This window comes from Bacillus sp. MMSF_3328, assembly GCF_030733525.1.
Classification (GTDB): domain Bacteria; phylum Bacillota; class Bacilli; order Bacillales; family Cytobacillaceae; genus Bacillus_AB; species Bacillus_AB infantis.
This window is the reverse complement of the sequence record NZ_JASHIV010000001.1, coordinates 143971-161890: the sequence shown is the minus strand read 5'-3', so window position 1 is coordinate 161890 and position 17920 is coordinate 143971. Positions and strand designations below refer to the sequence as shown.

Below are 17920 nucleotides of genomic sequence, written 5' to 3'. Positions count from 1 at the left end.
CCATGAGTGCCGGCAAAACATGAAGGAATTTGATGTTAGAAAAACTTGCCGGCTGCGGGCTTCTTCTATTCCATTTCTTCATCAAACCCATGGACAGCTTTAACCATATCCGCAAAAAGCGGATTGACTCCCCCTTCGTTCTCTTTGACTCCAAGATTGACTGCGACAAGGGCGTATTTGGGTTTTTCGTAAGGGAAGTATCCCGCAAACCATTTATTATGCAGCTGCTCTCCATCATCGAACTGTCCTGTCTCCGCAGTTCCTGATTTGCCGGCCACTGAATATGGAAGCTCTTTGAACCATCTTCCGGTTCCTTCTTCATTGACAACAACTTCTCTCAAAAGCTTCTGCAGTTTCATAGCCGTATAAGGGGATATTTTGCCTCCCCCTAAATCTTTGGACGGAAATTTCAGCAGCGAGGTTTCATTTTTATATTCAATTTCAGAGGCAACACGGATGCTTTCTTTTTTTCCGCCTTTGGCAATGGTGGCCATCATATTCGCCACCCCAAGCGGAGTGGCCCTCACTTCATGCTGTCCGATGCCGGTCAAGGCGACAAAATTGCTGTCCTTCTTGGCATCCTCTGAGTAAAATACCCGGCCTTCATCCTCCCGCGCGAGCTGATGGAAATCAGTGAAGTGATAGATATCCCCTTCCCAGCCTGACTTTCCTGTAAGAGACAGCTTTCCGGCATAGTCCTCCAGTATGGCAGGATCTATCTCTTTCAGTTCCTTGGCAATGGTTGCAAATGTATTATTGCAGCTCCTGGCAAAGCTGTCTGTAAAATTTAGCATTCCATGCTGGTAAATCGTGTCCGGCTGGCCATTGATTTTCCGGCTGCAGTCAAACTGCCTTTCCGGGCTGTCCAGGTTATAATCAATGGCTGCAGCTGCCACCACCGTTTTAAAAACGGATCCGATAATCTGCTGTTTGGTCATTGCATTCACCAGGCCCCCGTCTTTATAAGGGGCCGTCTTATTGATCTGCGGCCTGGACACCATGGCAAGGACTGTATTATTCTCTATATCCAACAAAACCATCCCCCCATTCCGGATTCCATGCACATCTGCCAGCCGTTCTGCTTCCTCCTGAAGGGCCGCATCCAGAGTGGTTTTGATGTTGACAGGATAAAAAGGATTTGCAGGCTCGACATATTTGACGTTTATCCCAAACAGCGGGCCTCCTGCCGCATCCACATGGTAGACAAGTTTGGATTCGCCATCGGGCATCAGAAACTCATCAAAGCTTTCTTCAAGACCGGAAACGCCGATCACGGTATCTTCAGGAAGGTTTTTGCCGGGATAGCGCTTTTGCACCGCTTCTTTATTCTGTCCGGTGATGCCGATCAGCTGTTCTGCCAGATTATTGGCTAGGCTGTATTTTTTTTCAACAGCAAATACACCAGGTATCTTAAGTGAATTGATTTGTTCAGCTTGTACATCGGTCAATTCAAGAGGCTTCGGCTTGCCATAGGCAAACGGCTCTTTTGCTCCTTTGATGCTATATAAAAGGGCAGTTTCCGATATGCCTGTGATGGAGGCGACCTTTTGCGAATCCCAATCCATATTTTTTAAAAATGGAAATAAAACCAGTACAGGTATTTCCTGATGGGTCAGGGGCTCGCCATTCCTGTCCAGGAAAGAGCCTCTCCCGCTGTCGATCACCATCTCCTGGGAACGCTGCCTGACGCTGGCATCCAGAAGATTGATATTATGAGCAGAAAAGTGTTCTGCTGAAACAAGCTGGATCTGGATGAGCCGCCCGATCAGCAGAACAATCCCCAGCATGAATATACTTATGACAATGATGGCCCTTTTTTTCCACATAAAAAACACCTCGTCAAAAGTGTTGACGAGGTGTGCCCATTTCAAACCATATTTATGAAAAAGACTGGTTCCTTATTTAATGCTTGTAATGCGGACGCTCATATCCCCGCCCGGTGTCTGAACTGTCACTTCATCCCCGACCCTTTTGCCCATCAGGCTTTTTGCGATTGGAGAATCATTGGAAATCTTTCCTTCAAACGGATCTGCCTCTGCACTTCCGACGATTGTGTAAGATTCTTCTTCTCCATCCGGAAGTTCAACAAATGTAACAGAGCGTCCTAGTGTCACTGTATCGCCGCTTGCCTCATCCTCTTCGATGATCTTTGCATTGCGGATCATATTTTCAAGGGTAGTGATGCGCCCTTCTACAAATGCCTGCTCTTCTTTCGCTGAATCATATTCAGAGTTCTCGGAAAGATCGCCGAAGCTGCGGGCGATTTTGATACGCTCTACAACATCTTTACGCTTTACTGTTTTTAAATGCTCCAGTTCCTGCTCAAGCTTTTCTTTTCCAGCCTGTGTCATTGGGAATACTTTTTCTGTAGCCAATATCCTTCACTCCTTCTAGAATCACAACCCCCATTTAGATTGTGCATTGGTAAGTATGTAAGCATCTGCTTTATTCGCAAATGCACAGGAGCGCGTCCTTTTGACAAAGGGCGCGCATGCTTTCTGTTCATTAGACTTATCTTAACATTTTTTCTATGCTATTGTTTCATAAAAATGACTTTTGTTCAAGAATTGTATGAATTTTTGTTACCATCAGGTCAATGGCCACATGGTTATGGCCGCCCTCCGGGATGATGATATCTGCGTATCTCTTCGTCGGCTCGATGAATTGGTTGTGCATCGGGCGTACAACATTGACATATTGCTCAATGACTGAATCCATCGATCTGCCCCGTTCCTTAATATCCCTGAAAAGGCGCCTGATGATGCGCAAATCTGCATCGGTATCCACAAAAAGCTTCATATCCATAAGGCTGCGGAGCCTTTCATCCTCCAGTACAAGTATGCCTTCTAGGATGATGACATCCTTTGGCTCCACATGGATGACGTCAGTGGACCTTGTATGCATGGCATAATCATAGACAGGCTTCTCAATGGGTTCATAGCTCTGCAGCTTTTCGATATGCTCAATCAGAAGGTCGTTATCAAATGCAAGCGGATGATCATAATTTGTTTTCAGCCTTTCTTCAAAGGGAAGATGGGTCTGATCTTTATAATAATAATCCTGCTCAAGCATTAAGATCGAATGACCCTTAAAGCTTTCATAAATCGCTTTTGTGACACTTGTCTTTCCAGAGCCGGATCCGCCGGCAACACCAATAACAACAGGTTTGCGATTCATTATGTTAAAACTCCTTCCGCATCATGTTGTTAGGGTATACCGGCTTGTCCAGTTTAAACTGGACGATTTGCAGCGGGTGGCGGGCAGCATCCAGTTCGTTGCCTTTTTCATCCCAGATTTTATCGACCACCTGTGTAAAGTTCTCGATTTCCGGGCCGAAAAATTCCACTTCCTGCCCCGGTGCAAATTTATTGCGCTGCTGAAGTGTGACGATTTGCGTTTCTTCATCATATCCAAGGACCAGGCCGGCAAAATCATTGGTCGTCTTTTTGCTATGATTTCCAAACATCTGCTCTTTATACCCTGGAACCCCTTCAAAGAAGGCAGGCGCCGTTTCCCTGTTCGCACACTTGTCCAATTCCTCCAGCCATTCCTGCCTGATCACAAAATTATCGGGATCCGCACAATAAGCATCAATAACCTTGCGATAAACACTGACAACTGTAGCCACATAATGGATCGACTTCATGCGGCCTTCAATCTTGAGGCTGTCGATGCCCAATTCAATCATGCGCGGTATCGATTCTATCAGCTTCAGATCCTTAGGGCTCATGGCAAAAGGTGCATCCTGTTCCTGGAATAACGGCACTTCCTCAGAGCCTTCCAGCTTGTACAAATCATAATCCCAGCGGCATGACTGGCAGCAGCCTCCACGGTTGGAGTCCCTTGCTGTCATGTGGTTGCTCAGCGTACAGCGGCCTGAATAGGCGATGCACATTGCGCCATGGATGAATGTTTCAATTTCAATATCCACTTTTTCCTTCATTTCACGGATTTCTTCGGCACTAGTTTCCCTTGCAAGCACAACCCGCTCAAGCCCTTCTTCCTTCCAGAACTGAACGGCCTTCCAATTTGAAAGTGACTGCTGGGTGCTCAGGTGAACCTCGATTTCAGGGGCAACCCTGCGGCAGGTTTCAATGATAAGGGGATCAGCTACGATAATTCCAGCCACTCCCGCTTCCTTGAGGCCGAGAAGATAGTCCTCAAGCCCGTCAATATTTTCGTTATGGGCAAAGATATTGGTCGTCACGTAAATTTTTGCACCATAGCTCTTTGCGAACTCTACGCCTTCCTTCATTTCCTCAAATGTAAAATTGCCGGCATTTGACCGGAGCCCATACTCCTGGCCGCCGATGAAAACGGCATCTGCGCCATAGTGGACGGCAATTTTCAGCTTTTCCAGGTTTCCGGCCGGAGCAAGAAGCTCAGGCTTTTTGACGATTACCCTTTTGCCGTCCACTATTTGCGAGATATTATCTTTAATTGCGTTCACGATAAAACCTCCTGATTATAAGTCAAAATAGGCTTAATAGTTTTGAATTAATATACGGTTTCTTTAAAGAAGAAGCCTGTATCCAGCGGCCTGCTGTCAGGCTGGATTTCTTCCGCCGCGTTCAGCAGATCATCTTTCACTTCTTCGTATTCTTCAGGACTTTCTGTGCACAAATCGATTGCTTTGCGGTAGAGCTTTGTGATTTCCAGGATATAATCTGCAGATTTTAAGATACCGTCAATCTTGAATGAATCCACACCGGCCTCGACCATTTCCTGGAGCTCATCAATAATGCAGATATCATTAGGGCTCATGATATGGGTCCCGTTTGCGTCTTCAAAAATCGGATATTTATTCTCCCGTTCTTTATCATGAAGGAACATATTCTGCTCTTTCGCCCGGTTTTCGACCTTCATCGCTTTTCCCTGGTATTCATAATAGTTCCCGAGAAGGGAGCGCTTAGATTGGAACATGGCAGTCATGCCGTGAACCTGGACCTCGATTTCAACTTCTGCGTTTTCCTTGATTTCAATAATCGAATCCATATTGATTTCACGGGCAAGCACAGAGCGCTTGGCACCTTTTCTTCCCCAGTAGTTGCATGTATACCAGTTTGTGGCTGTTGTTTCTGTATTCCAGTGCAGCTTCATGTCAGGTGCTGCCTCACGTGCTGCCATCAATACAGCCGGATCGCCGAAAATAACCGCGTCTGCCCCTGATTCCTGCACAAAACGGATATAATCGCCAAGCTCGTCCACTGTTTCATTATGGAAAATGGCGTTCATAGCCACATACACTTTTTTGCCTTTTGAATGGGCCAATGTGATTGCTTCTGCTACTTGTTCCCTGCTGAATTCGCCGGCCAGCCTCAGGCCGTATCTCTGCTCGCCAACTACAAAAGCGTCTGCCCCAGCTTCCGCAAGCGGGATGATATCTTCTGTACCTGTTGGAGTAACAAGCAATTCAGGTTTTTTCATTATGGTCACCTCTTTTTACTGATTGCAACGCCGTCGCCTACCGGAAGAATGACAGTATCATAATCCGGATGGTTCATCAGCCATGCGTTGAACTCGCTGATTTTCTTCACAAGACTGCGAATGCGCTTATTCTCGATCTCACTTTCACAGACTAGCCCTTTAAACAGGACATTGTCCGTTATGATCAAGCCGCCATCTGATAGCTGACGCGCATAGATCTCAAAGAATTTTTTATACTGGCCTTTTGCCGCATCGATGAATACCGCATCGTAAGGACCATATTTTAATGTTTCTCCCTCGAGCTCAAGGGCGTCACCCTCAAGCAGGGTGATCTGGTCTTCCCGGTCTGCAGCCCTGATATATCCGCGGGCCGATTCAATCCGCTCTTCATCCCTTTCAATTGTCACAATATGTGCATCAGGGATCGCGAACGACATCCGGAGAGCAGAGTATCCTATTGCTGCACCAACTTCAAGTATTTGCTTCGGCTTTTGAATCCTGAGCAGCTGGAGAAGCGCTTCTATCCCCGGCAGCTCCATGATGGGTACACCATTATCTTTTGCATACTCCTCCATCTCAAGGAAAAGTCCCGGCCGTTCAGGAATCAGTCCCTCTATATATCCATGTACTTTATCTGTCAGCAAGCAGTCTTCCCCTCCATCCTTTTACCGCCTGCAGCCCTCCGTTTCAGGCATGAAAAAATAGCGCACAACAGAGCGGATGTTTCGCAAAGCCTTAAGGAAGGCCGTACAGAAAAGGGCTTAAGTGAAGCCAATCCATGCTTGTCTGTGGTTCACGCTATCACACATGCGTATGAAGGATGCACAGGCTTACTGTGCAGAAAGATAATAATCGCTATATAGGCATCTGCCGGCAGTTCCGCTGCAGCGTGCCGGGCAGAAAGAATCCGCCAATTAAACAGTCTGTATAAAACACTTGAACTATTTTACCATAAACAAAAAGGGAATGCGAGTGTTTCCGCATTCCCTTTTTCTGGCCTCCCGAAACGCTTCTGAAGCAATTGCAGCACGTGCCGGGAGCCCTGAGTCATTTCTAATTATTTGTTATGTGTTCTGCTTTCTTCTCATTATGCTCATCAAGTGTGTTGGAGAATAGGACTTCTCCCTCCGGGGTGGCAAGGAAGTACAGGAAATCCGTGTCCTCCGGGTTAAGGGCCGCTTCAATTGACATGGTGCCTGCGTTGGCGATCGGACCAGGGGTCAATCCCGTGTTTTTGTACGTATTGTACGGTGAGTCCACTTCAAGGTCCTTATAAAGGACTCTCGACTTGTGTTCTCCCTTTGCATAAAGGACTGTCGGGTCAGTCTGAAGCGGCATGCCCGTTTCAATCCTGTTGTAGAATACGCTGGCAATTTTATTCCGGTCCACCTGCTGGGTAGCCTCTTCCTCGATGAGGGAAGCCATGGTCAAAAGCTGGTGCGGAGTCATATTCTGCTCTTCTGCCTGAGGGCTGTACTCTGCAAGCACCTCTCGTGTCTTATCGAGCATAACTTTCACAATCTCTTCCATAGTTGGATCTTCTTTATAAAATGGGTATGTTGCAGGGAAGAGATATCCTTCCAGCGGATATTTGATATTTTCATTCAGTATTTCTTCTGTCAGCACCTCTGGATATTGTTCCATCAATGTGCTGATGAATTCCTTATCATTAAGCTTGGCAAAAACATCCTCTTGCTTCTGCCCGGTTTTATCGGCAATAATACCGGATATCTGATCAAGCTGATTGCCTTCAGGAATAGCCAGCTTAAACACGGCTTCCTGCACGACCTTTCCAGTCTTCAAGCTTTCAATAATTTCAGGGATCGTCATTGACGGATTCAGAGGATAATCCCCTGCCATGAATCCGGATTCGTTTTTAAGCTTAACATAATACTTGAAGACGCGGGCATCCTTGATGAGCCCTTTATCCTCCAGCAGGCGTGAGATCTCGCCAACGGAAGACCCGATCGGCACTTCAACGGGAATTTTCTTCTTATTGCCCGGATCAGTTGGCTCAAGAGCCGACTTTATGTAAAAGTAGCCTCCTCCGGCAACCAGGCCGACTGTAAGCACAAGGACTGCCGCAATGATCAGCACAATCTTGCGGACTACCTTTGCCTCACTCTGACGCTCCAGCATCTTTTGCCGAATCAGGTCTTTTTTAGAATTCTTTTCTTCAGCAGACATCTAATCCCCCTCAGTGTACAGGATTCTAAGGCTGTTTGGCCTGTTCCTTTATATAATCTCGCATTATTATACTATACTTTCAAAATCAGCGTGCGAAATTTAGCGAAAAACCAAAAATTTTCCACTCTTTTCCTTGAGAAAAGCGTAAGCGCCTTGCTCACCCTTAAGGAACCCAGGCTAATAACGCCACGTCCTGTGGCAACGCCTGCATGACACCCATCCCCGGGGGCCTTAAGACCCCCCCCCCGGAAAGGCGTTCTTTTTGGGAGGATTGTCTTGTGACCTCGAGGGGGCAGGCCCAGCTGCTAGACAGTGATTAAATTAGAACAGAAAAGAAAAACCGGTCCCTCTAAAGGACCGGTTCAGCTCTTATTCTTCGCCTTCTTCTTCATCAAGGAAGGTATTGAGCATTTCCTCAATCATATCCCACTCTTCATCTGTTTCAACCGGCAGCAGGTCGCCTTCTTCACTTTCCCCAGGCACATATGCAGAAGCATGGATCTCGATGTCATCCTGATCATCTTCATCTGCTCCTACAGGATAGTATAATACGTAAGACTTGCCAAATTCCTCAGAGTCGAATGTGAATAGCACCTCACATAATTGTTCGTTGCCGTCTTCATCTACGATTGTAATGTTCTTTTCTCCGTGTTCCATTATGCCACCTCATCATTTCCGGCTGTCCAGATATCCTTGAAGGATCATGCTGGCAGCCATTTTATCGATTACTTTTTTCCTTTTTTTCCTGCTTACATCAGCTTCAAGCAGAACGCGTTCTGCTGCCATTGTAGTCAGGCGTTCATCCCAAAGGACGACAGGAAGCCCGAAGAGCCTTTCTAGCTCGCCGGCAAAAAACTGGCTTGCTTCTCCCCGGGGACCAATCGTCCCGTTCATGTTCTTAGGGAGGCCTACCACAATGGTGCTGACATCGTACTCTTTAATTATTTTACCTAATTGATCAAAACCAAACTCTTTTTCTTCTTCATTAATGCGGATGGTCTCCAATCCCTGCGCAGTCCAGCCAAGCTCATCGCTCAGCGCTACGCCTACAGTCTTGGAACCCACATCCAGCCCCATGCTTCTCATAATAGTCTATCCCTCTCGCTGCTGCTTTAAATACGATTTGACCAATTCTTCAATTATCTCGTCCCGTTCAAGTTTCCGGATGATATTTCGTGCATCTTTATGGCGCGGGATGTATGCAGGATCTCCTGAAAGAAGGTACCCGACAATCTGGTTAATGGGGTTGTACCCTTTTTCTTGAAGTGCTTCATAGACTTGCAGAAGAACATCATTTACATCATGTTCAAATGGCTCCTCAGGAAAATTGAATCTCATTGTCTTATCAAATGAGCTCATCACATTACACCTCGCTTTTCTGCATTGCGGCCGGAACCGGCACAGCTCATGAAGCTTGTACCGGCTTTTCGGCCCCGCACAGCAAATGTTAATAGTTACCTACATTCTACACTACTTTCAAACGATATCAAACGGATTTTACCCATTCTTCCACAAATTGAAGCGCACTTTCCAGTTTTTCAGGATCTTTTCCGCCTGCCTGTGCCATATCCGGACGGCCGCCGCCTCCTCCGCCGCAGCGTGCTGCCACCTCTTTGATGACTTTTCCGGCATGATAGCCTTTTTCGATATAGTCCTTTGTCACAGCTGCGATGAGATTCACTTTCCCTTCATTCACACTGCCAAGCACGACAACTGCCGAACCGAGCTTCTGCTTCAGATCATCCGCCATATTGCGGAGGTTGTTCATATCTGCTGCCTGAACCTTTGCAGCCAGATAAGTGATCCCATTCTCTTCCTTGGCTTTTGAAACAAGGCTTCCAGCTTCAATATTGCCCAATTTGGCTGAAAGGGATTCATTTTCGCGCTGAAGCTGCCTCATTTCGCCGAGAAGTGCATCCACCCTGGAAGCCACATCCCGCGGGCTCGACTTCAGTGAAGCTGCGGCTTCGGTCAGGATATTGACCTGTTCCTTAAGAAGCTTGTAAGCTGCTTCGCCAGTCGCTGCTTCAATCCTTCTTGTTCCTGCGCCTATTCCGCTTTCAGAGATAATCTTGAACAAACCAATGGCCGACGTATTGCGGACATGGCAACCGCCGCAGAGCTCAAGGCTGTAATCGCCCACTTGGACCACTCTGACAACATCTCCGTATTTCTCTCCGAATAATGCCATTGCCCCCATTGCCTTCGCTTCATCGATTCCTTTGTTTTCTATGACGACATTCAGGCTGCTCCAGATCTTTTCATTGACGATTTCTTCGATTTTTTCCAGTTCATCTTCCTTCACTTGCCCGAAATGGGAGAAGTCAAAGCGAAGGCGGTCCGGACCAACAAGTGAGCCTGCCTGGTTTACATGCGTGCCAAGCACATCCTTGAGAGCCTGGTGCAATAGATGGGTAGCTGTATGGTTCTTAATCACTTTGTTCCGGGAATCCGGATCGACTTTCGCCGTGACGCCGGCTTCGGTTTCCAGAATGCCGCTTTCCACTACTGCACTATGCAGGTTCTGGCCGTTCGGCGCTTTTTGGACATCTTTAATGATGACCTTAACCCCTTCGCCCTCAAGAACGCCTTTATCGGCAATCTGCCCGCCGCTTTCTGCATAGAATGGAGTCTGGTCAAGAATCAGCTGCACTTCTTCGCCTGCCCCGGCTGCTTCGGCCACTTGCCCGTCCTTGATGATGACAGCGACGTCAGATTTCGCTTCAAGTCCCTCATAGCCGACGAACCGGCTTTCAGTCTTGATGTCGCCAAGCACACCTTCCTGGACCTTCATAGAGCCGACGTCCTGGCGTGCTGTACGCGCGCGTTCACGCTGGCCTTCCATTTCAGCTTCAAAGCCGTCCTGGTCGATCTTCATGCCTTCTTCTTCGGCATATTCCTCTGTCAATTCAACAGGGAAACCGTAAGTGTCATACAGGCGGAATACGTCCGAGCCCGGAATAATATTGCTGCCCTTTTCTTTTTCCTTCTTAATGACAGATGAAAGGATGGAAAGGCCGTCATTCAAAGTCTCGTGGAAACGCTCCTCTTCATTCTTGATGACCTTTTTGATGAATTCGGCCTTTTCCGTTACCTGCGGGTAGAAATCTGCCATGATTTCCCCGACAACATCTACCAGCTCAAACATGAATGGGCGGTTAATATTGATCTGCTTTGCATAGCGGACTGCCCTGCGAAGGAGTCTGCGCAGTACATACCCTCTGCCTTCATTGGAAGGAAGGGCACCGTCCCCGATTGCGAATGCAACTGTCCTTATATGGTCAGCTATAACCTTGAACGCTGTGTCCTGTTCATTGCTTTCCCCATATTTGCTTCCTGAAATCTTCTCCACTGCATGGATGATCGGCATGAACAGGTCTGTATCAAAGTTTGTTGCCACGTTCTGGACAACAGATGCCATGCGTTCAAGACCCATGCCTGTATCAATGTTCTTCTTTGGGAGCGGTGTATAAGTGCCATCCGGGTTATGGTTGAACTCGGAGAATACCAGGTTCCAAACCTCGAGGTAACGCTCATTTTCGCCGCCTGGATAAAGCTCAGGATCATTTTGGTCATCCCCATACTCTGGTCCCCTGTCATAGAAAATCTCGGTGTTCGGTCCGCTCGGGCCTTCCCCGATATCCCAGAAGTTGCCCTCAAGGCGGATAATCCTTTCTTCAGGCACTCCGATTTTATTCGTCCAGATGCTGAAGGCTTCTTCATCTTCCGGGTGGATGGTGACTGACAGCTTTTCTTTGTCAAATCCAATCCAGCGCTCATCCGTCAGAAACTCCCATGCCCAGTCGATTGCTTCTTCCTTAAAATAGTCGCCGATCGAGAAGTTCCCCAGCATTTCAAAGAAAGTGTGGTGGCGCGCCGTTTTGCCGACATTCTCGATATCATTTGTGCGGATTGATTTTTGGGCGTTGGTAATCCTTGGGTTTTCCGGTATCACCCTGCCATCAAAATACTTCTTCAATGTTGCCACACCGCTGTTGATCCATAGCAATGAAGGATCATCGTTGGGCACAAGTGGCGCACTCGGTTCTACAGAATGGCCTTTTTCCTTGAAAAATTCTAAAAACAGCCGGCGTATTTCTGAACCTGTAAGATTTCTCATTAGAATTTCCTCCTGATCTTATTTTGCCGCCATTGCTTCAAGTGCAGGGCAGCGAAGAATTCTTTAAAAACAACACAAAAAGCCCTCATCCCTGGACAGGGACGAGAGCTTGCTCGCGGTACCACCCTGATTACGAAAGTAAACTTTCGTCTCTCAAGCTCCTTAACGCGGAGAACGGCAGGGATTAGCTGCACTCAGGATTAGCGTTCTGTTATTCTTCATCCGGAATCCTTTCAGCCGCGGAATTCCTCTCTGGTGCACCACTTATAAAAGAGATGCCAGGATGGTCTATAACATACTCGATCCTTCTTCATGTTGTTCTTATCTTCAATTATCGTATAGTCGCATTATACTGATATGAAAATTGATTTGTCAATCTGTTCTTTTCAGGCGGTTTCATTTTTACTCCTGACATCCGCTATTCGGCTGCCGGTTTTGCTGTAAAGTGCCTTCTCGCATGGATGGCGCCTACTTTAAGGACGGCCAGCACTGGAACTGCCAATATAAGGCCGGCAACACCGGCGATTTCCCCGCCTGCCAGCAGGGAAAACATAATAAGGAGCGGATGCATATGCAGGCTCTTGCCTACAATCAGCGGAGACAGGATGTTTCCTTCCAGGAATTGAAGAACCATGACGATGACTGCCGCAAAAATGATCATTTTCACTGACATGGTAGAAGCAATCAGTACAGCCGGCACCGCCCCGATGATCGGGCCAAAATAAGGTATAACATTCGTTGCCCCGATGATTGCCCCTAAAAGAAGCGGATACTTTATGCCAGCAATCCAGAAGAACAGGGAACTCAACGCACCGATGACTGCACATACAAGCAGCTGCCCCCGTATATAGCTTCCCAATGATTTATCAGCATCCCGAAGGAACAGGCTTCCGCTTTCCCTCCATTTTTTTGGCGTGAGATACCAGACTGCTTTTTTCATCAGCAGGAAGTCCTTCAGCATATAAAAGGATATAAACGGAATAATGATCAGAATCAAAGCAAAGTTCAGAATAGCCCCTGCAAATGCCATCGCCCTTGAGAGAAGCCTGTCAAGAGAGGCTTCTAGCGACTGGATTCCTTCATCGATCCTGAGCTGGACAGGCTCAGGCCATTGGGACGTCTTCGACTGGAGAAGAAGAAGCCACTCCCGGTACTGGTCGGCCAGCTGCGGAGCGTGCTCAGCCAGGTCCCTGATCTGGACTATAATGGCCGGAAGCCCCTTGTAAAGCGCATAGCCTGCTCCCCCAAAGAAAAGGGTATAGATGATGATGACGGCCAGGCCGCGATGGAGGCCTGCTTCATGGAGACGCTCAACTACCGGATGAAGAAGATATGTAATAAACGCTGCAGCTGCAAATGGAAAGATAATAATAAAAAGCGTCCTGATGACCGGGAGCCACAACGGCTGAAGCTTTAAAAATGTAAATAAGACAATGAAAAGCAGCAGAAGGAAACCAAGCCTGTAAAACCATTTCAACCGGATATCCATTTTTCCCACCTCATTTGTAGTGTGAAGCAGGAAGCTTAAAATATGCAAAAATCCCCCGGAATGGGGGATAGAATCATGAAAATGAACGAACAATCCTGTTTTGAAGTTTCTTCATCTGCCTTGAAGACATGATGTCATTTTTTTGTATATAATTTTGGGCTGCCATGCCGGCGCCGATGAGAAGAGCTGTTGTCATTAGTCTGTTCATGCTGTCACCTCTTCTATTCATAGTATATAGCGGCGGTCATCTTCATCAAACAGGTCATCCAGGGAGCTCAGGGTCCCGTCTTCCTCTACCTGATGGGTGCTGATGACTCCTTTTGACAAGGACAGCTCAATGAAGCAGCTCCAGCAATAATATTGGTTTATCCCGATTTTTCCAATATCTTTGCTTTGGCAGTTAGGGCATTTTAACATATGGTGGACACCTCGCATTGTTTGGCAAGCCAGCCTGTTCAGAAAGAGCAAACGGCTAATTCTTAGCGTTAACAATGATGGCATCTTTTCCAAATGCAGGCGGTTCATCTGAATTGACTACCTTTTTTCCTTCGGTTATATCCGAAAAGAAGCCATCTGATAACTCATACCCTACAATCGTGCCCAATTCTTCCAGAAAATATACATCCTCCAGAAGGCCGAGCTGCTCCCCCTCACGGGAAATCAGCATCTTACCGCAGATCCGATGCTGATTTTCAAAGGTATAGCCGGAAAGACGTTTTACCGGAGAAAGCCCGGAAGCTGTTTTAATCATCACTCCGCCGCTGCCAAAGCTTGCAATGGATGCAAAGGGAATCAGAAAATTTTTCTTCAGAAATGCGCCTTTGCGGAGGAGAAGACCGGTGATGCTTCCTTCCTCTGAAATGCATATATCATGCACTTCACCGACTGAAGTCCCGTTCTCCATGTCAAAGACAGGCATCCCTTTCAGCAAGGAAAAAGTCCGCAAAGATCGTCCCACCTTCCCGAACATTATTATTGTCTGCCCCCGCCCTTGAATTATGAGGCTAAAAATTTACCTTAACTAACAGGAACAAAAGCGTAAGCGCCTTGATCACCTTAAGGAACGCAGACTAAGAACGCCACGTCCTGTGGCAACGTCTGCATGACCCCCATCCTGGGGGCCTCAAGGCAAACCTCCCGGAAAGGCGTTCTTTGCCTTTTTGGGAGGTTTGCCTTGTGACCTCGGCGCAGCTGCTTGACGTGGATCAAGAGTTGGAAATTTTCCACAAGTCTTTCAAATTGTAAAATCTTTAACAGAAAAAACCTGCCAGGCGACTGCGCCGGACAGGTTCATTCTCATTCTTTTTCAGCTCTTTCAATGATTTCATTTCTTTCTCCGCCATCTGAAAGCTCTTCAGAAAATTGGAGTTCTTCTCCGTTTCCGATCAGCTCTGATGATTTAATTTCTGCTGCGGGGAGATTATTGTTCGGAGCGCTTTCCTGATTCCATTTTCTCATTTGCCAGCACCTCTATGACTGAAATAGTGATATTCTTCAGTCTGTTCAGGAATCTGCCTGATTATGCTTTCTCTTCCAAAAAGTCATAAGGAGTGATGGATCCCATGCCTATCATGGGATCTGCATTCATGAGCTTTACTTCGTATGGAACCTCTTCGGCTTCTTCGCCTGCTTCTTCCTGGCCTGTCTGCTCTGGAGCTTCCCCAAGAGCATCCTGAAGCCGTTTTGTCAGGGAAGTCAGCCTTGCCTGCTCATCCGCCCTCTGCACCCCGGATCTCAGCGCCGATTCTTCACCGCAAAGGATGAGAAACTGTCTGCTTCTCGTAATGGCTGTATAAATCAGGTTCCTTCTGAGCATGCGGTAATAGCTCCGGACGATCGGCATAATGACAATCGGAAACTCGCTTCCCTGTGATTTATGGACAGAGCAGCAGTAGGCAAGCGTGATCTGGCTGAGGTCCTGCCTTGTATAGGTTGCTTCGTTACCATCAAAAGAAACAACGATCATATCCTGCTTTTCGGTATTTTCCTTTGCATAGAAGACAGATACAATTTCGCCCATATCGCCGTTAAATACGTTATTTTCCGGCTGGTTGACCAGCTGAAGGACCTTATCGCCCACCCTGTATTTCACATCACCGAAAGATAGCTCCTTCCTGGTGCCATCAGGATTGGGGTTTAAAATTTCCTGAAGGATCTTATTCAGATTATCAATTCCTGCCGGCCCCCTGTACATGGGAGCGAGAACCTGAATATCCCTGGACCTGTAGCCTTTTTTCCTGGCATTCAGGACTACCTTTTCAACCACATCGGCAATCTGGGCAGGGCTGCACTTAAGGAATGATCTGTCGGCCTGCTGGACCGCGATATCATCAGGAAGACCGCCTTTTTTGATTTCGTGCGCCAGCTCAATGATGGATGAGCCTTCTGCCTGCCGGTAAATATCTGTCAGCCTGACAGTGGGCACTTTTTCTGAAAGAAGCAGATCCTTCAGCACCTGGCCGGGTCCGACTGAAGGCAACTGGTCTTCATCTCCTACCAGGATGACCTGGATGTTTTCCGGCAAAGCCTTGAACAGCTTGTTCGCCAGCCAGATGTCTACCATGGAGGTTTCATCGACTATCAGGATTTTCCCTTCCAGCGGATTGTCTTCATGGTGGTCAAAGCCTTCCGTTCCATTCCAGCCGAGCAGCCTGTGGATCGTTACAGCAGGAAGGCCGGTCGATTCGGACATCCGCTTGGCGGCCCTTCCTGTCGGGGCGGCCAGGAGGAACGGGAAAGGCTCTTCCTTTTTATAATCCTTCGGTTCCAGTGAGCAGCCATGCAGCTCAGCGTACAGTTCGACTATACCTTTGATGACTGTTGTCTTTCCCGTTCCCGGTCCCCCCGTCAGGATAAGCATGGGACTCATCAGAGCGGTCTGGATTGCTTCTTTTTGCGAAGGGGCGTACTGCACACCTATCCTTTCCTCAAGGCTGCCAAGGGCAAGCAGGAACTCCGACTCAGGGAATTGTTCATCATACTCGGTCTGCTGCAGCAGCCGCTTGATGCTCGTTACAAGCCCCTTTTCAGCAAAATAAAGCGAGGGCAGATAAATCTGCTTATCTTCTGCCATGATCTTGCCTTCTTCTTCGAGCTTGATAACTTCCTGGGAGATGGAGCTGTATTCTATCTGATCTCTTTTATTTTCTTCAAGAAGCGACCTGGCTTTTTCCAGGAGGGTGCGGGCATGCACATAAACATTTCCGTTCTGCATGCTTTCTGTTTCCAGGATATACAGGCATGCCGCCTTGATGCGGTCAGGATGGCTTCCTGAAATGCCAAGCTGGTAGCCAAGCTCATCCGCCCTGCCGAAGCCGATGCCTTCAATATCCTCAACCAGCTTGTATGGATTGGTCTGCAGAAGCTGGACCGTCTCATCCTTGTACATCTGATAAATCTTCATGCTCAGCTGGGGGCCGAAGCCATACTGATTCAGTGCAATCATTGCCTGTTCCAGACCCTGATGCTCCATAAGTGTGTCGTAAAGGAGCTTTGCTTTTTCAGAAGGAAGTTTCGGGATCTCGTCCAGGAGGGAGGGCTGGTTGAGGATTCTGGAAATCGCATTCTCCCCAAGTTTATCTACGATAGATTCTGCCGTCTTTTTCCCGATGCCTTTAAAAAGCTCGCCGGAAAGATAGCCTACTACGCCCTGCTTGGTCTGGGGGATATCCTTTCGGAAATGATTCGCCAGGAATTGAAGGCCGAATTTCGGGTGCTCCTTGAATTCCCCATAGAAAATATACGATTCATGGTCATGCACCTTCGGGAAATAGCCTGTGATGACAGCTTCCTTGTCGTCATATTCATGATTCGTCTCTTCCACCCGGATCCGGAGCACTGTATATAGATTTGATTCATTATGAAAAATAGTCACAAGATGCTTCCCTTTGATGAATTTGCCCTGTTCGGCAAAAAGATCCAGAGAATCCTGCTTCTCCATCATTATTCCCCCTTCCTAAAAGCAGGCTGATTTTTTCGTTTTGTCAGCTTTTTTCAATCAATTTCTTGCCATATCCAGCAAGCATGTGATCCGGCTGGATTTCCAGTGCTTTATCGAACATTGCAAGCGCCTTTTCAGCTTCTTCCTTGAATCCATATGCTACACCAAGATTGTAGTAGCCATCGGCATGATCAGGGTCAATTTCCACACAGCGGCTGAACTGGACGATTGCTTCGTCAATCAATTCCTGCTGGGCAAGGCAGAGTCCGTACTGGAAATGGGCTTCAGCATCCTCCCCATTCAGTTCAGTGCTTCGCTGCAGGTAAGGCAGAGCCAGCCTGGCCTGATCCAGCTGCATCAGTGTGAGTCCGAGCATGAAATAATTATCGGCTGATTCGAGCCCCTTTCTCATTGCCTGTTCAAACATATTTTTGGCCAAATCCAGCTGGTCTGCTTCGAAATAAAGATTGCCTGCACTGTAATAGGCAGCAGCGGCATTTTCATCAATTTCAATGGCCTTTTGATAAAATTTAAGGGCTTGTTCGTTTTCCCCAGCCGCGGCAAGAACATTGCCCAAATTTATATATGAAACAGGGTCAGTGCCATTTTCACTGATGGCCTCCATGAAGACCTTGGCAGCTTCCTCCCATTTCCCTTCTCTCATAAGCTCAATTCCATGCTGGTTTTTATCCATATAAACCACTCTCCATCTATGTAATGCAAGGAAGCACGCGCAGATGCGTCCCACCCTGTTTCC

Annotated in this window: 18 protein-coding genes; all 18 read right to left on the bottom strand. The window is 47.4% G+C overall.

Annotation, left to right across the window (positions count from 1 at the left end; all coding sequences use genetic code 11):
• Positions 1-65: 65 nt before the first annotated feature.
• On the bottom strand, positions 66-1826 hold the full coding sequence (locus RBB45_RS00740) for a peptidoglycan D,D-transpeptidase FtsI family protein (protein ID WP_009791708.1): 1761 nt from the start codon (positions 1824-1826) through the stop codon (positions 66-68).
• A gap of 72 nt (positions 1827-1898) precedes the next feature.
• Complete coding sequence (gene greA, locus RBB45_RS00735) at positions 1899-2375, bottom strand: transcription elongation factor GreA (protein ID WP_009791707.1); 477 nt, start codon at positions 2373-2375, stop codon at positions 1899-1901.
• Positions 2376-2541: 166 nt separating this feature from the next.
• Positions 2542-3177, bottom strand: a complete 636-nt coding sequence (udk, locus tag RBB45_RS00730; protein WP_009791706.1) for a uridine kinase — start codon at positions 3175-3177, stop codon at positions 2542-2544.
• A gap of 4 nt (positions 3178-3181) precedes the next feature.
• Positions 3182-4450 carry a peptidase U32 family protein gene (locus RBB45_RS00725; protein ID WP_101550382.1) on the bottom strand — a complete coding sequence of 423 codons (1269 nt, stop codon included), beginning with the start codon at positions 4448-4450 and terminating at the stop codon, positions 3182-3184.
• A 47-nt stretch (positions 4451-4497) separates the two neighbouring features.
• Positions 4498-5427, bottom strand: coding sequence for a peptidase U32 family protein (locus tag RBB45_RS00720; RefSeq protein WP_148949000.1), 930 nt, complete (start codon positions 5425-5427; stop codon positions 4498-4500).
• Between the two features lie 5 nt (positions 5428-5432).
• On the bottom strand, positions 5433-6071 hold the full coding sequence (locus RBB45_RS00715) for an O-methyltransferase (protein WP_009791703.1): 639 nt from the start codon (positions 6069-6071) through the stop codon (positions 5433-5435).
• 409 nt (positions 6072-6480) lie between these two features.
• A complete protein-coding gene (mltG, locus tag RBB45_RS00710) occupies positions 6481-7614 on the bottom strand; it encodes an endolytic transglycosylase MltG (protein WP_101550386.1) in 1134 nt (377 codons plus the stop codon).
• A 369-nt stretch (positions 7615-7983) separates the two neighbouring features.
• Entirely contained in the window at positions 7984-8271 is a 288-nt protein-coding gene (locus RBB45_RS00705) for a DUF1292 domain-containing protein (protein ID WP_009791701.1), read from the bottom strand.
• Positions 8272-8283: 12 nt separating this feature from the next.
• Positions 8284-8700: a Holliday junction resolvase RuvX gene (gene ruvX / locus RBB45_RS00700; RefSeq protein WP_094766997.1), complete on the bottom strand. Its 417-nt coding sequence runs from the start codon at positions 8698-8700 to the stop codon at positions 8284-8286.
• Positions 8701-8706: 6 nt separating this feature from the next.
• Positions 8707-8973, bottom strand: coding sequence for an IreB family regulatory phosphoprotein (locus RBB45_RS00695; RefSeq protein WP_009796225.1), 267 nt, complete (start codon positions 8971-8973; stop codon positions 8707-8709).
• A 127-nt stretch (positions 8974-9100) separates the two neighbouring features.
• Positions 9101-11734 (bottom strand): alanine--tRNA ligase, encoded by a 2634-nt coding sequence (alaS, locus tag RBB45_RS00690; RefSeq protein WP_306009018.1) that lies wholly within the window; start codon positions 11732-11734, stop codon positions 9101-9103.
• Positions 11735-12152: 418 nt separating this feature from the next.
• The gene (locus tag RBB45_RS00685) at positions 12153-13223 is read right to left on the bottom strand and encodes an AI-2E family transporter (protein ID WP_094766995.1); all 1071 of its coding nucleotides are present in this window, start codon (positions 13221-13223) and stop codon (positions 12153-12155) included.
• Between the two features lie 73 nt (positions 13224-13296).
• Complete coding sequence (locus tag RBB45_RS00680; protein WP_022544219.1) at positions 13297-13431, bottom strand: YrzQ family protein; 135 nt, start codon at positions 13429-13431, stop codon at positions 13297-13299.
• A 17-nt stretch (positions 13432-13448) separates the two neighbouring features.
• Positions 13449-13640 (bottom strand): hypothetical protein, encoded by a 192-nt coding sequence (locus RBB45_RS00675; RefSeq protein WP_009796221.1) that lies wholly within the window; start codon positions 13638-13640, stop codon positions 13449-13451.
• 55 nt (positions 13641-13695) lie between these two features.
• Positions 13696-14169, bottom strand: a complete 474-nt coding sequence (locus RBB45_RS00670; protein ID WP_022544220.1) for a PRC-barrel domain-containing protein — start codon at positions 14167-14169, stop codon at positions 13696-13698.
• A gap of 350 nt (positions 14170-14519) precedes the next feature.
• On the bottom strand, positions 14520-14681 hold the full coding sequence (locus RBB45_RS00665) for a hypothetical protein (protein WP_009796218.1): 162 nt from the start codon (positions 14679-14681) through the stop codon (positions 14520-14522).
• Positions 14682-14742: 61 nt separating this feature from the next.
• Positions 14743-17163, bottom strand: coding sequence for an SF1B family DNA helicase RecD2 (recD2, locus tag RBB45_RS00660; RefSeq protein WP_253619120.1), 2421 nt, complete (start codon positions 17161-17163; stop codon positions 14743-14745).
• A gap of 43 nt (positions 17164-17206) precedes the next feature.
• Positions 17207-17857 carry a tetratricopeptide repeat protein gene (locus RBB45_RS00655; protein ID WP_094766993.1) on the bottom strand — a complete coding sequence of 217 codons (651 nt, stop codon included), beginning with the start codon at positions 17855-17857 and terminating at the stop codon, positions 17207-17209.
• Positions 17858-17920: the final 63 nt, after the last annotated feature.